This is a genomic window from Pedosphaera parvula Ellin514 (assembly GCF_000172555.1).
Lineage (GTDB): Bacteria > Verrucomicrobiota > Verrucomicrobiia > Limisphaerales > Pedosphaeraceae > Pedosphaera.
Genome location: NZ_ABOX02000007.1, coordinates 123,610 through 138,512, shown reverse-complemented (window position 1 = coordinate 138,512; position 14,903 = coordinate 123,610). Strand labels below are relative to the sequence as shown.

15 protein-coding genes are annotated in these 14,903 nt (G+C 51.3%); 11 read left to right on the top strand and 4 right to left on the bottom strand.

Annotated elements, in window-relative coordinates; genetic code table 11:
- Positions 1–19 precede the first annotated feature (19 nt).
- On the bottom strand, positions 20–370 hold the full coding sequence (locus CFLAV_RS07665; RefSeq protein ID WP_160164519.1) for a hypothetical protein: 351 nt from the start codon (positions 368–370) through the stop codon (positions 20–22).
- A 95-nt stretch (positions 371–465) separates the two neighbouring features.
- Positions 466–1,308 (bottom strand): rhomboid family protein, encoded by an 843-nt coding sequence (locus CFLAV_RS07660; RefSeq protein WP_272941469.1) that lies wholly within the window; start codon positions 1,306–1,308, stop codon positions 466–468.
- Positions 1,309–1,943: 635 nt separating this feature from the next.
- On the opposite strand from CFLAV_RS07660, the gene CFLAV_RS07655 reads away from it, so the two are divergent.
- From CFLAV_RS07655 to CFLAV_RS33985, 11 genes are all read left to right on the top strand, one after another.
- A complete protein-coding gene (locus CFLAV_RS07655; protein ID WP_007414092.1) occupies positions 1,944–2,612 on the top strand; it encodes a cytochrome c3 family protein in 669 nt (222 codons plus the stop codon).
- Entirely contained in the window at positions 2,609–6,046 is a 3,438-nt protein-coding gene (locus CFLAV_RS07650; protein WP_007414091.1) for a TAT-variant-translocated molybdopterin oxidoreductase, read from the top strand. The genes CFLAV_RS07655 and CFLAV_RS07650 overlap by 4 nt, the downstream gene beginning before the upstream one ends.
- A complete protein-coding gene (nrfD, locus tag CFLAV_RS07645) occupies positions 6,046–7,467 on the top strand; it encodes an NrfD/PsrC family molybdoenzyme membrane anchor subunit (protein ID WP_007414090.1) in 1,422 nt (473 codons plus the stop codon). The genes CFLAV_RS07650 and nrfD overlap by 1 nt, the downstream gene beginning before the upstream one ends.
- The gene (locus tag CFLAV_RS07640; protein ID WP_007414089.1) at positions 7,467–8,006 is read left to right on the top strand and encodes a DUF3341 domain-containing protein; all 540 of its coding nucleotides are present in this window, start codon (positions 7,467–7,469) and stop codon (positions 8,004–8,006) included. Before nrfD ends, CFLAV_RS07640 begins: the two co-directional genes overlap by 1 nt.
- The gene (locus CFLAV_RS07635) at positions 8,007–8,624 is read left to right on the top strand and encodes a c-type cytochrome (protein ID WP_007414088.1); all 618 of its coding nucleotides are present in this window, start codon (positions 8,007–8,009) and stop codon (positions 8,622–8,624) included.
- Positions 8,625–8,627: 3 nt separating this feature from the next.
- Positions 8,628–9,539, top strand: a complete 912-nt coding sequence (locus tag CFLAV_RS07630; protein ID WP_007414087.1) for a hypothetical protein — start codon at positions 8,628–8,630, stop codon at positions 9,537–9,539.
- 71 nt (positions 9,540–9,610) lie between these two features.
- A complete protein-coding gene (locus tag CFLAV_RS07625; protein WP_150107316.1) occupies positions 9,611–9,904 on the top strand; it encodes a hypothetical protein in 294 nt (97 codons plus the stop codon).
- On the top strand, positions 9,901–10,305 hold the full coding sequence (locus tag CFLAV_RS07620) for a preprotein translocase subunit SecE (RefSeq protein ID WP_007414085.1): 405 nt from the start codon (positions 9,901–9,903) through the stop codon (positions 10,303–10,305). Before CFLAV_RS07625 ends, CFLAV_RS07620 begins: the two co-directional genes overlap by 4 nt.
- Positions 10,306–10,320: 15 nt before the next feature.
- Positions 10,321–11,790, top strand: a complete 1,470-nt coding sequence (locus tag CFLAV_RS07615) for a cbb3-type cytochrome c oxidase subunit I (RefSeq protein ID WP_007414084.1) — start codon at positions 10,321–10,323, stop codon at positions 11,788–11,790.
- Positions 11,787–12,512, top strand: a complete 726-nt coding sequence (locus tag CFLAV_RS07610) for a cbb3-type cytochrome c oxidase subunit II (protein WP_007414083.1) — start codon at positions 11,787–11,789, stop codon at positions 12,510–12,512. The genes CFLAV_RS07615 and CFLAV_RS07610 overlap by 4 nt, the downstream gene beginning before the upstream one ends.
- Before the next feature lie 116 nt (positions 12,513–12,628).
- A complete protein-coding gene (locus CFLAV_RS33985) occupies positions 12,629–13,123 on the top strand; it encodes a c-type cytochrome (RefSeq protein ID WP_160164517.1) in 495 nt (164 codons plus the stop codon).
- A 143-nt stretch (positions 13,124–13,266) separates the two neighbouring features.
- On the opposite strand, the gene queG is transcribed toward CFLAV_RS33985, so the two are convergent.
- The gene (gene queG, locus CFLAV_RS07600) at positions 13,267–14,289 is read right to left on the bottom strand and encodes a tRNA epoxyqueuosine(34) reductase QueG (RefSeq protein WP_237712376.1); all 1,023 of its coding nucleotides are present in this window, start codon (positions 14,287–14,289) and stop codon (positions 13,267–13,269) included.
- On the bottom strand, positions 14,286–14,825 hold the full coding sequence (locus CFLAV_RS07595) for a shikimate kinase (protein WP_007414080.1): 540 nt from the start codon (positions 14,823–14,825) through the stop codon (positions 14,286–14,288). The genes queG and CFLAV_RS07595 overlap by 4 nt, the downstream gene beginning before the upstream one ends.
- Positions 14,826–14,903: the final 78 nt, after the last annotated feature.

Here is a 14,903-nt window from a genome sequence, read left to right as displayed (position 1 = left end):
AGCGCCAAAGCCTCAACTGTCAAGTCTTTCGCCTGCCTCGTTTCGAAGCTGACTTTTGAGTTGAAGCCGTTGTTTCTTGTTTGGGCGCACTGGTCTGGTGCCTGCGTTGAGAAACCCGCGCACTCGTTCCTTTGCCTGCTTGTTGCCTGGCTTTGCGATGCTCCGCCCATCTTAGCCTTTGTGCGGCCGCGATGCTTTCCCTTGCTGCCGGGCTGAGTTGCCTCCGGCCTGCTCGAACCGGAGTTCGTGCAGTGCCAGTTCCGCTCAGAAGCTTCTCCAGTTGATCTTCGAGCACATCAATTTGCTCCCTGATAGCCACGGCTTGCTTCAGTTGTTCAACTGATAGATCTGACAGCATTCTTGTTCCCATGAATTACCCGTAAGTTACAAGACCTCGTGAGTCAAGGCGAAGCCGGACAACCCATTGAAGAGACCTCAGCGTGGCAGAAAGGCACGCGACGGTCGTTATTTACTTTGGCTTTTTCGGGAGGCTCTGAGTAATAGCTCATGCTCTTCTTTATTCAGGCTTTTGATTCTCTTTTGGGAGATCTTATCAAGGATCTTGTTAACTCGCTCCGTTTCCTGCGCGGGGGATGATGGAACCTGGAGTTTCTTTGGTACTGATACTGAACCAAAATGCATGAAGGTTTTTAATGGGAGGAAAAGAGGATTCTTGATCAGGTAAGCCAGCATGCCAAGGGAGAGCAGCATCACGGCAGCATAAAGCTTTGGGCTCCATTGGACGATCTCCGGTTTAAAAGCCGTAGCTGTGGCCAGGCTGATAATCGCGCCCCCCAAATGGGCATCATGACCAACGTTATCTTTTCCTTTGATGGTGCCATGGAATTCACTCGTGAGGAAGATGACCACGTAGAGCCACCCAGGTATCGAGATGGGTATGAACATCATCGAGACACCTATGCCCGGAAATAAAAAAATTGCGGCAAACACGATCCCACATACGCCACCGGAAGCTCCGTAAGCCCGATACTCATGATTGCGGTGCAGCCACAGTGCCAGCAGGTCGCCGCCAATAATGCCTGCAAAATAAATGCTCAGAAACATTAGCGGGCCGTGAATGGACTCAATAAGCCTGCCGAAGGCATACAAACCAAACATGTTGAAGAAGAGATGCCGCCAGTTTGCGTGCAGGAAGGCTGAGGTCACCAGGCGATGATACTGTTTTTCCGCCAGAATGTATCTCGGACAGAAAATGAGCTTTTCTTCGAGCGACGAATTCCTGAAGGCGTAAATAGTGGTCCAAACGGTTATGCCAATTATTGAATATGTAAAAATGGAATCGTGCATGCTCATTGGCAGGGGGGACTGTCAGATTCAATTTTCCTCCAGGTAACTACGAAGCGCTCCCAACTTGCTCCCCAAATTCGTGCCCGGGCAAAGTAGTGTCGCATAGTTCTGACGTCCTTTGATCTGCCGGGGCGAAGCCTGCCAGCAATTTGCCGACCAAGCAACCAAACCCTTCATGGCCGCTAATTGCTCATGGAAGGAGAAGGTAGGGAGACGATTGGTGCGGGAAATAAAGATCGGATTCGCATTGGCGAAGCTTATTTAGCTGCTGGACGACTTTATGGGATTAAAAAGCTTGTTTGCGGGATGTTAACAGAATTGTTTATTCATGAGTAAATGGAATTTGACTTGATAAATAAATCTAATATATAAAATTACGGTCGGCGAATTCGTGAAATATTTCACAAAGTTTCTTGCGAATTAGTCCGCCGCCGTTTTAACTTCGCTGTAATGTCGAAGGTGAAGCCCTCGGCGGTTCAGGCAAAGTGGCTGCGGCAAGCCTGAAAAATGCAAAAAAAATAATTGACGCCAGGCGCTCGATCGCAAGAATCGGTAGCCCTTTTGGTCCGGCGAAACCTGTGCTCGCCGGGACCGGGCTGAACGAACTCTTAAGTTGCTAAACAAGAATTGCAAAGATGTCAGATGTCTTTCCTAAGTGGACAAACCGGCTGCCGGTGATGATCATCATCGGCGTTTTGCTGGTGGGCACTGCCGTGACTGCCGGCGTATGGTACTACTGCTCCAACGCGTATGCCAACGTGGGCTACATGCCGGTGCAACCTGTGGCGTTCTCCCACGCCATCCATGCGGACCAACTTGGTGTTGATTGCCGCTACTGCCATAACGCCGTGGAAAAATCCTGGTATTCCAATATCCCGGCCAGTTCTGTTTGCATGAACTGCCATAACCAGGTGCTCAAGGATGATCCCAAACTGGCTCTGGTGCGTGAAAGCTATGCCACTGGCAAGCCGATCCCGTGGGTCCAAATCCACAAAGTCCCTGACTACGTTTATTTCAATCACTCGGTTCACGTGAATCGAGGTGTGAGCTGTGTGGAATGTCATGGTCAGATCAACAAAATGGATGAGGTTCATCAGGCCAAACCATTGAACATGTCCTTCTGTCTGGATTGCCATCGCAATCCTGCCGCCCACCTCCGCCCGCCTGAAAAAATTACTGATCTCGATTGGAAATGGAGCAACGATCCAAAGCAAGCTGCTGAAATGCAGAAGGCCAATGGACAGAAGTTCGTCCATGATTGGAAAGTTGAATCTCTGCAAAACTGCTCCACCTGTCACCGATGAAAACAGTTCCTCCTCCTTGTCCAACACCGGAAACCGGACCAAAGTATTGGCGCAGTTTAGACCAACTGGCCGAAACGCCTGAGTTCAAAGAATGGGCGCAACGCGAGTTCCCTGCTGGTGCCAGCGAGTTGACTGATCCTGTCACACGGCGATCCTTCGTGAAAATCATGTCTGCCTCGTTTCTCCTGGCAGGTGGTTTTGGTTTGGCTGGTTGCCGTCGTCCGGTTGAGAACATTTATCCTTTCTCCAAAATGCCGGAAGGCTATGTGCACGGTGTGGCGAAGTTTTATGCCACGTCGATGCCTACACGCGGCACAGCAGTGCCTTTGCTGGCGAAGTCGAACGATGGGCGGCCGACGAAATTGGAGGGAAATCCGCAGCATCCTATCAGCAATGGAGGTACGGATCGCTACGTTCAGGCTTCCATTCTAAACCTTTACGATGCCGATCGTGCGCAACGTTTTGCTGAGAATGGAAACAATGCGACGAGCGCGAAGGCTTTTGATACTCTCAAAGAGATTGCTGATTGGGCGCAGAAGAACAGTGGGCAGGGGCTGAGCTTCCTCGCTGAGCGGAGCAGTTCGCCCTCACGCGACCGTCTTCAGGGGATCATTGCCCAAAAGTTTCCAAAGGCTAAATGGCATGTCTATGAACCTGTCGATTTCGATATCCATCGTCAGGCCGCCAGCGTCGCTACTGGCAAGTCGGTCAATCCTTTCTTCAAGATTGAAGCTGCCAAGGTAATCCTTTCCCTGGATGCTGATTTTATTGGTGGAGAAGAAAACGCTTTCGTCAGCATTAATCAGTTCGCGAAAAATCGTAAGACGGAAACCTCGAAGGATGATATGAACCGGTTATACGCTGTCGAAGGTCTGATGACCTTGACAGGCGTAAATGCGGATCACCGTCTTCGTGTTCCCGGCAGTGCGGTTATTAATGTTGCAGCCTCGGTTGCACAGGAAATCCTGCGTCAGGCGGGTGGCAATGTAGATGCAGCGATCGGTCAATTGGCGGATGAGAAGAAACTTCAGGTCATCGCCGAGCAGAACAAGCCGACGTTAAGCGACACACCCACTACGGAAGAACTCGATTTTCAAAAGCGTTGGAGTCCCGATTGGATTAGCAAGTGGGCGAAAGGTTGCGCTGCAGACCTTCTTAAGAATAAAGGCGCAGGCCTTGTTTTGGCGGGACATCGCCAGCCACTGGCCGTTCACCTGATTGCTTACGCCATCAATTCGGCTCTCGGTAATCTAAACAAAACGATCGTTTTCCAGGATATTCAGGAACCTCAGTCTGGTTCCATCGTTGATTTGGCCAAGGATTTGAATGCCGGCCAGGTGGAAACATTGGTGGTGCTCGGTGGCAATCCTGTTTATAACGCGCCTGCTGAACTGGATTGGGCAAAAGCTCAGAGCAAAGCTAAAACCGTTGTTCGTCTTGCTTATTATGAAGACGAATCTTTCCCGACCAACGGCTGGGCGTTGCCGATGGCTCATTACCTTGAATCGTGGGGTGATGCACGCACGGCAGATGGCACAATTGTTTCCGTTCAGCCGCTGATTTCTCCCTTGTTCGACGGATTGACGGAAATCGAAGTGCTCGCTCGTATTGCTGGTGAACAAACCGTTTCATCCTACGACATCGTTCGTGACACCTTCCGCGGTATTGCTGGTGGAGACGAGGAGCAGTGGAAGAAATTTGTTCATGATGGTTTCCTCGACAAGAGCGCTGCGAAGACGGTTGAAGTGCAGCTTGATAGTGGTGCAGTTTCGAAGGGACTGGCTTCAGTTGTAAGCTCTGCAGTCCCTGACAAGGATAAGTTTGAAGTCGTTTTTCATCGTGATTATCGGGTGGACGACGGACGTTTAAACAATAACGGGTGGATGCAGGAACTGCCTGATCCCGTGACGAAAATAACTTGGGAGAATACCATTCTCCTCAGCCCTGCCACTGCAAGGTCGCTGAACATTTCGGTTGAGAACCGCGAGAACAATCGTTTGATGGTTCCGATGGTAAAAATTCAGCTCGATGGTCGTGAGATTGAAGGGCCAGTTTGGGTTCAGCCTGGACAGGCAAACAATGTCATCGGCCTCGCACTGGGTTATGGACGCACCAAGTCTGGTCGCGTCGGCACCGGGACCGGATACAATGCCTACGCTCTGCGCACCACGCAGTCTGGGGATATTGCTGTCGGCGCCAAGCTGACTCTTACTGGTCAGCGGCATCACCTCGCCATAACCCAGGATCACGGGACGATGGAAGGCCGCCCGATCATTCGGGAAGGCACTTTGGCGGAATATCGCGAGAATGGAAATTTCGCCAGTGAAATGGACATGGAAATTCCTTCGCCGCTTAAGAGTTTCGTGGAGAGCAGGGAAGCCGAGGGGGAAAAGAAGCCGGGAGCTCGTTCATCCGCTGACAATCGTGAGGATCTTTCACTTTATCCAAATCCGCTGAAAGAGGCTGAAAAGAAAGCTCATCATCAATGGGGTATGTCGATCGATCTGAGTTCCTGCGTGGGATGTTCGACCTGTATGGTCGCGTGCCAGAGCGAGAACAATGTTCCGATCGTCGGGAAGATGCAGGTCGCCAACAATCGCGAAATGCATTGGCTCCGCATCGACCGCTATTTCACCGGTCCCAAGGATGAGCCGCAAGTTGTGAACCAGCCAATGCTTTGTCAGCACTGCGAAGCGGCTCCCTGTGAAAACGTTTGCCCTGTGAATGCAACCGTGCATGACCAGGAAGGCTTGAACGTGATGGTTTACAATCGCTGCGTCGGTACGCGCTATTGTTCCAACAACTGTCCGTATAAGGTTCGTCGCTTTAATTTCTTCGATTACAATCGCCGCACACTTGAGCAATTGAAGGGGCCTGTTTATTCGACCCCGATATTGAGCTCGACCGATGGAGAATGGGACTTGATGCGTTGGTGGAAGAATCCCGATGGCGGTAATCTTCCCCAGGAGCAGTGGGAACTGTTGAAGCTGGTGAAGAATCCAGATGTCACCGTGCGTATGCGTGGTGTTATGGAGAAATGCACCTTCTGCGTGCAACGCATTGAAGGCGCGAAGATTGCTCAGAAGGTCAAGGCGGGTGCTTCTGGCGATGTGAAAGTGCCGCGTGACACCATTAAAACGGCGTGTCAACAGGCTTGTCCGGCAGATGCGATTGTGTTCGGTGACATTTCTGATCCGGAGAGCAGGGTTTCGAAACTAAAACGGCAGGATCGTGATTACACCGTGCTGGATTTCCTGAACACCAGGCCACGCCTGACCTATCTCGCGCGTCTCCGTAATCCGAATCCCGAGATGCCGGATGCATACAAACTGCCGCTGAGTACGCAGGAATTTAAAGACAAACATCATGATGGAGAAGTTGGTCCTGAAGGTCAGCACAAAGCAACTCCTGGTGAGAAGAAAGGAGAGGCATAATGGCTGACATGTTGTCGAATATTGAAGTTAAGGCCCCACCTGCCGAATTGAGGCGTATCCCATTGGTGGGAAATCGCCGGTCGATCGGCTGGATTTCCGATGCCATCGCCGGGGTGGGTGAGGGGAAGATTCCCTGGTGGTGGTGGGCTTCGATGGTGCCCAGCGTGATCTTGATGGTCACCTGTTTCAGCATGATCGCCTATTTGATCTCGGTGGGCGTGGGTGTCTGGGGCCCGGGTCATCCAGTCATGTGGGGATGGGCAATCATCAACTTCGTCTGGTGGATCGGTATCGGTCACGCCGGAACACTCATCTCTGCAATTTTGTTTCTTTTGCGCCAACGCTGGCGTACTTCGATCAATCGCGCGGCTGAAGCGATGACCATTTTCGCCGTTATGTGCGCGGGTATTTTTCCGCTCATCCATATTGGTCGTGTGTGGCTCGGTTGGTGGTTGTTTCCAATTCCGAATCAAAACGGAATCTGGCCTCAATTCCGTTCACCTTTGATGTGGGACGTGTTCGCCGTGTCAACCTACTTCACTGTTTCATTGCTGTTCTGGTACATGGGATTGATCCCTGACCTGGCAGTGTACCGCGATCGAGCACAGACAAAGATTCGCAAGTTTTTCTATGGTTTGTTCTCCCTGGGCTGGACTGGTTCCAACCGGCACTGGAGTAACTATGAAAAGGCTTATTTGATTCTTGCCGGTCTCTCGACACCGCTCGTGCTTTCCGTGCACTCAATCGTGTCATTGGACTTCTCAGTTTCACAGTTGCCCGGCTGGCATACCACCATCTTTCCGCCCTACTTCGTGGCTGGCGCCGTGTTCTCCGGCTTTGGTATGGTGCTGACCTTGTTGGTGCCATTGCGCCGTTTGCTCCACTTGCAGGACATTATCACTGTTCGTCACGTCGAATTGATGTGCAAAGTGACTTTGGCAACGGGTTCGATTGTTGGTTATGCTTACGGCATGGAGTTCTTCATTGCCTGGTATAGCGGTAACGAGTATGAGCGCTACGCCTTCATCAACCGTGCCTTCGGTCATTATGCCTGGGCTTATTGGACGATGATCATTTGCAACGTTGTGGTACCTCAGTTCTTCTGGTTCAGGAAGATTCGGCAAAATATGTTGATCGTGTTTATCCTGTCCATTTTCGTGAACATTGGCATGTGGTTTGAGCGGTTCGTCATCGTTGTCATCTCGCTTCATCGCGATTTCCTGCCTTCGAACTGGTCCTGGTTCAAGCCCACGTGGGTTGACATTCTAACCTACCTGGGAACTTTCGGTCTGTTCTTTACCTTGTTCCTTTTATTCCTGCGTTTCCTGCCGATCATTGCGATCTCGGAAGTTAAGGGGATCACACCTCAGGCTGATCCTCATCATCCGCTCGGCGGAGCCAAAGACGGAGGACATCACTAATGGCTGAGAATCCTAAAGTTTACGGCATCATTGCCGAATTTGAAACCCCGGCTGCAATCATGCATGCAGCGGAGAAGGTCCGGGATACGGGCTTCCGCAAGTGGGATGTGTTCACTCCGTTCCCCATCCATGGCATGGATCACGCGATGGGTATCAAAAATTCAAAGGTCGGATGGTTCTCCTTCTTTGGAGGTGTGACAGGTTACACCACAGGCATGCTCATGATCTGGTGGATGAACGCTGTTGATTATCCGATTATCGTGGGTGGCAAACCGATGTTCAGCCCTTTCAGCGCTTTTCCCCCTTCATACGAACTCACGATTCTTTTAGGTGCGTTTGGAGCATTGGGAGGCATGATGTTCCTGAATCGCCTGCCACGGTTATATCATCCGTTGCTCAAAAATCGACGTTTCGCGTTAGTCACGCATGACCGTTACTTTCTTGTGATTGAAACCAGCGATCCTAAATACTCTGAAACCGAAACCCGCAAGCTGCTTGAATCTTTCGACAGCAAGCACATCGAATTGGTGGAGGAATAAATGCGTTACTTCCTGCTAATTCTTGTTTTATGTTCGGTTGCGGTGTTTGCCATTGCTGGCAAGCGCGGCGCCACCTCCCGCAAGCCGCCGATCGAAATCTTTCCAGACATGGATCGTCAGCCAAAACTGCGTCCACAAACTCCGAATAATTTTTTCGCGAATGGAAGAAGCTCGCAGGTTGGAGTCCCGGGAACCATCGCCCAAGGTGATGTTTACGAGACAACTCCCTTCACGACCGGCCATGTGGCGGGCAAAACGAACTACGTGGATGTTCTGCCCGTGAAAGTCACATTGCAGTTGCTCGAACGCGGTCAGCAACGTTTTAACATTAACTGTTCTCCATGCCATGGCGCGCAGGGTGATGGCAATGGAATCACCAAGAAAATCGGAGCCATGGCGATCGTGGCAAATCTGCATGATAAACGAATCGTGGAACTTCAGGACGGAGAGATTTTCAACACGATTACCTATGGTAAGAATTTGATGGGGCCATATGGGGCCAATGTCACCGTGGAAGATCGTTGGGCCATTGTTGCCTATCTGCGGTCCCTCCAGTTAAGCAAATTGGGAACACTGGACGATGTGCCGGAACCATTGCGTGCTTCATTGAAAAAGTAGATTATGAGTTCGCCTACAACTTCTGATAAAACACCAGCAGCACTCGACTTTTCCAAATGGCGGGTTCTGCCGGTGATCTTGATTGTGATTGGTGGGGTGCTCTCGCTGATCGGCGCGTTCACGGACATCAAGCAGTTTGTGTTTTCCTGGTTGCTCGCCTTCATGTTCTTTTTGAGCATTGGGCTTGCAGGTTTGTGTCTCACAATGCTGCACCATCTGTTCGATGCCGCCTGGTCGGTGCCGCTCCGTCGCATCTATGAACAGCTTGCCTGCCTGCTTCCATGGATGGCGTTGTTATTTATTCCCATTGCCTTGAACGTGGCTTTGGCACACGACAAGACGAATATCTACGAATGGGTGAGGTTGCTTAAGGAACATGCGCCGGATCAATCGACCAGGGCCAAGTTTCCGCTGTTTACCATTTCCAGCTTCTATCTCGTGGCAGTCTTTTGTTTCGTGGTTTGGTATTTCCTCTCGCATGGGCTGCGCGGGGCGTCTTTGAGGCAGGACAAAACCGGGGCTGTGAGTGAAACCCGGACAATGCGCAGGTATTCGGCATTTGGGATCTTCCTGTTCGCGATAACACTGACTCTCGCGGTCATCATGTGGATGAAGTCGTTGTTCCATGAGTGGTTCTCCACGATGTATCCGGTTTATTATTTTGCTGGTAGCATGTGGATGACGTTGGCCACCGTTTATGTCATCGCGGCTCTGTTGCAACGCCAGGGGCCGCTACGGGGCTTCGTTCATCAGAAGACTTATTACTTCCTGGGTTCGGTGTTCTTCGCGTTCACCGTGTTTTATGCCTATGTGACCTTCGCACAATATTCATTCAATGGAATGCGAACGTGCCTGAGGAAATCTTTTGGTTTAAGATCCGCGAAAGAGGCTCCTGGTGGTACATCGGTCAGTTAATGATATTTGGTCATTTTTTCGTCCCGTTTCTGACTTTGCTGCGCATCGATGTAAAACTCAAGTTAACGGTCATGATTCCCCTGTTCATCTGGGCGTGGATGATGCATTTCGCCGATATGTCATTCAACATCATGCCGGCTCTGCATCCCAATAATTTCCACCTAAGCTGGATGGACTTGAGTTCCATGGCATTTATCGGAGGATTCCTTGGATTAATTTTCGTGAAGAATCTTTACAAATATCCAATCGTTCCGCAGCAGGATCCCCGTTTTGCTGAATCCCAGGACATCATGGTTCCTGCGGACGAGTATGTCGAAGCAGCCACAGCCCGGGGCATTAATCATAAGAGTGGAGGTCACAAGTGAGTGAATTACGTCGAGTAAAATCTGGTTCCGCGCTCATTGCGTATTCCATTGCAGTCATTGGAGCTTTCTTAATTGTGGGTGGACTTGTCTGGGTGATGATCAGTTATACCCGGCCTGAGCCACTCGGAGCAGAGCGGGCGACTGAGCGTAAGAAGGCCCTGACGGAACTTCGTTCGGCGAATGTGGATGCCCTTTCAACCTATGGTTGGCAGGATCAAGCCAGAGGTGTGGTGCGTTTGCCAATGATGGACAAGGAATCCGGTGGGCCGGGTCGTTCCATGGAACTGGCCTTGAAACTTTGGCAGAATCCGGCAGCGGCCCGTTCGAATTTGATTGCCCGTGTGGAAAAGGCGACGGCACCTGCACCCAAAGCACCGGAAAAACCCAGCCAGTTTGAATAATCAGCCTCAGTTTTGATGAGCGCAACTCCTTCCACAAAGCAACCGATTTCCACCTCCAATGGTGATGCCCTCACGGCAGTGCCCGGCGTGGAAATTGATGCCTCCTGCCGCCCGCCCGTGATGCTGCTCTTCGTGAGCGCTGCAGTCTGGTTATTATTGTCTTCCGTCTTCGGAATCATTGCCTCAATGACTTTCCATAAGGCGAGCATGTTGGGAGATACTGCAGCGATGACTTACGGTCGCATGCATCCTGCAGCATTGAATGCCTTGGTTTATGGTTTTGCGATTCAGGCTGGATTGGGAGTGGGTCTGTGGATGTTGAGCCATTTGGGACGCACTCGGCTGGCGATGACTCCAGTGATTGTGCTGGGCGCAATTCTATGGAATATCGGAATGACTTTAGGTATTGGGGCGATTTTTTATGGTGACAGCGCCGGTTTTGAGTGGCTGGAATTTCCACGATATTCCTCAGCCCTGTTGTTTGTTGGTTACTTGTCGATGGGACTTGGGGCCATTGTAACATTCCATCTTCGGCGTGAACGTAGTCTCTATATTTCACAGTGGCTGCTGGCAGCCGCGATTTTGTGGTTTCCTTGGATTTACTCCACCGCACAGCTTTTGTTGCTGGTTCATCCTGTTCGCGGAGTGATGCAGGCAGTAATTGATTGGTGGTACATCAATAATCTGACCACCATCTGGCTTGGCTTCACCGGATTGGCAGCCGTTTTTTATTTCATCCCAAAGATAACCGGACGTGCACTTTATAGTCACTACCTGGGCGTGTTTATCTTCTGGATATTGGCTATTTTTGGGTCATGGGGTGGCATTCCAAATGCAAGTCCCTTGCCGAGATGGATTCCAGCATTGAGCGGCGCAGCGGTGATGATTTCGCTCGTGGCCGTTGCCGGGGTAGCCGTAAACGTGTGGAAAAGCATTTCAGGAAGCGCACAAAAGCCTGCGGGAGGCAATCTTATCAAGTTTATAGTTTTCGGAGGTTTTGCTTACGTGGTGGCGTCACTGGCTGGAGCCATCCTTTGTGTGTCGAAGGGAAGCGAGATTCTCAATTTTACCTGGTTTCTTCCAGCGCAGTCTCAATTGATGATTTACGGTTTTTTTGCCATGACAATGTTTGGTGCCGTTTATTTTATCTCAGGGAAGCTGCTTCAAGTTGAAGTTTGTGCTGGAAAGATCAAAGCTCATTTCTGGCTGGCTGCCTTGGGAGTGATTGTTTATGCAGTTGCCTTGGCAGCGGGTGGCGTGCAGCAAGGCAGCGGGTTAAGCGATGCTCACGCTACAAGTTCTTTCCTCGAGATAGCAAAAGGGACGATTCCTTTTATTCGAGCGAGCACAATGGGGGATATGCTCATGGCCATCGCTAACCTTCTTTTCCTTGTGAATCTTATCGGCATTTTAGTTCGGGTTGGGCGGACTGGTTATACTGCGGCAATGGTCGCGAACACCAAGACAGCGGGGGTAAGATCATGAATTTAGGTCCGCTCTTATTTCTGGGGACATTTTTCGCATTGGCCACTTCGTGGTTTGGGTTTGTTCTCATGCCGCAGTTACAGATTGGACGGCAGCAACAGGTGGAAGCTGCGAACACCGGTCAGCCATATCCGCCGCGTCCTGCCGGTCAAGCAGTCCAGGGTGAGTCTATTTACCGCGCCAATGGATGCTTTTATTGCCACAGCCAGCAGGTGCGCCCAATTGGATTTGGCGCCGATGAGCGTTTTGGCTGGGATGGTCGCCAGAGCAAAGTGCAAAGCGTGGCGCAGGATTATCTTTTTGCACAGCCCGTGATGCTTGGTTCTCAGCGAATCGGACCCGATTTAACGAACATTGGTTTGCGGAATCCGGATGCAGCCTGGCAACTGAGACATCTTTACAATCCACAGTTGGTGTCGCCGGGTTCAACCATGCCACCGTACCGTTTCCTGTTTGAGAAACGCAAGCTGAAGTTTGGCGAGAAGCGGTCGGTTGACGCGCTACAATTGGATAATATTCCCGCTGATTATGAAATTGTTCCAACCGCAGAGGCAAAAGTGCTGGTTTCCTACCTCCAAAGCCTGCATTCCGAAGGAATCCTGTTTGAAGCGCCGCCATTGACCAATCGTCCGCCCGCAGAAGCTGGAACCAATGCTCCTTCGGGCACGAACGCTGCGCCTGTAGCCACGAACAGTGCGTCAACCAATCTTCCCGCAAAATGAGTCCTGAACCTAAGAAACCTTTGTCCAGAACAGTGGAAGAGGCAGAGCCGAAAGCGGAACGATCTCCGGCCCCGGTGGCTTTGTTCGTTTTGCTGGCCGTGTTGTTGTATTGCGCAATGATTTATCTCAACAATCATGCTGGTGGATTTAATCCCAAAGTTTATCCACCTTTTGCCTCATTCAAGGAAGTTGATGATGCACAACCTGTCTCTGCCGGTGGTGATGCGATTAAAAAAGGTGAAAAGGTTTTCAACCTAAGCTGTTCCCCCTGCCATCAGGCTAATGGTCTTGGCGTTGCAGGCCAGTTTCCTCCATTGGCGGGATCAGAATGGGTGCTGGCACCGAAGACTGACCGTATCATCCGGATTGTGCTAAATGGTTTTCAAGGGCCGGTCGAAGTGAAAGGCGCTCAATTTAACAACGTGATGGTTCCCTGGCGGGATAGCTTGAAAGATGAAGATATTGCCAATGTGATCACTTACGTCAGACAAGCTTGGGGAAATAAAGCGGGCCCAGTCAAACCGGAAGAAGTGAAAGCGATCAGAGAAGCAACCGCGCAGAAGGGCGATGCTTATACCAGCCCTGAGCTCCAACCCATCCCGGACAGATAGGATTAAGTTCCATAACGATTTATCAGCCCGGACGCATGTCCGGGCTTTTTGTTATACCAATCTGTTTTTACACATATGCCATACTCGCTCACTGGTCAGTGGCGTCTGATCTCTCCTTAAATAATAGCTGCCTGAGCGCGCATTTATTCACGTTGGCGGATTTGTTCCATGGCCCATTGGGCGTGTTCGGCGATAATGGGATCGGTGTCTTGAGCGGCGTGTTCGAGGACAGGGAGGGCGGAATCGTCGCCGATGTTGCCCAAGGCGACACAGACGTTGCGGAGGATGCCGCGACGTTTGGTGCGGAGCATGGGAGTGCCGGCAAAGCGTTGTTTGAAGGCGGTGTCATCCAATGAAAGGAGTTCAATCAGATCGGGCGTGGCCAGATCAGGTCGGGCATGGGGTTTCATCATGCTGCCTTCCTGGGCGAAGCGATTCCATGGGCACGCGGCGAGGCAATCGTCACAGCCATAAATGCGATTGCCGATGAGAGGACGAAGCTCTACGGGGATGGAGCCTTTGAGTTCGATGGTTAAATAGGAAATGCAACGGCGGGCATCGAGTTGGAATGGGGCAGTAATGGCATTGGTTGGGCAGGCGGTCAGGCACCGCGTGCAGGAACCGCAGCGATTATGTTCCGGGGTGTCAGGAGCCAGTTCGAGTGTGGTGATGATTTCTGAAAGGAAAATCCAGTTACCGAGCCGGCGGCTGATGATGTTGGTGTGCTTGCCAACGAAACCGAGGCCGGAGCGTTGGGCGATATCGCGTTCCAAAAGAGGGCCTGTGTCCACATACCAGAGTGAGCGGGTGCCTTCGCCAGCGAGTTGGTTCAGGAAGTCGGTGAGCGCCTTGAGGCGGCCGGCCAAAACGTCGTGGTAGTCGGCGAAGCGAGCATAGCGGGCGATCAAACCGGTTGAACGTGGCGGATTGAGGACTGAGCATGGCGAGTAGGAGACAGCGAGAGTGATGATGCTTTTAGCATTCGCGAGCACCTGTTGGGGGTCTATGCGTTTGTGGGCGTTGCGCTCGAGCCAGCTCATTCCGCCGTGTTTTCCGGCTGCAAGCCAGCGTTGAAACAGTTCGGCAGTTGCGGGGGGGGCGGCAGAGGTCATCCGACAATCGTCAAATTCAAGTTCCTTCGCCCGCTTTTGGATATCCGTCTTCACCGATATAACGTTTTCGCAAGCTGGAATTGATGCAAGACCTGTTGGGCAACTTCCTTAAGGCAGCGGACTTCGGTGTTCAAGAGCACGTCCGCCTCTTTATAAAATGGTTCGCGAGCGGCGAGAAGTTGCCGAATTTTGCCGAGAGGATCGGCCTCGCGGAGCAGGGGGCGATGAGTTTGACTTCGCACCCGATCCCAGATTTTTTCCGGGGAAGCCCAGAGGCAAACCACGAAGGAATACTCCTTTAGTGAAGCGACATTGGCAGTATTTGCACCCAGACCGCCTCCGGTCGAGATCACTGTTTTATTACGCGATGCGAGTTCTAGAACCAGGTCTCGTTCATATTCCCTGAAGGCGGGTTCGCCTTCCTCTGAGAAGATGGCACTGATTGATTTGCCGCGGCGCGATTCGATAAGTTCATCCGTATCGAGAAAGCTGAAACGTAGTTGATCGGCAACGATGTGACCTACAGAAGACTTTCCGGTGCCCATGAAACCTATCAGGGCGATATTATGGAACTGCCGTGTGCCGCTCATTACACTGACTTAACTTATTGAGAGAGATTGCGCACGCAGTTTTTTTGCCGGTGTGAATCAGATTCCCCTTTTGGATTA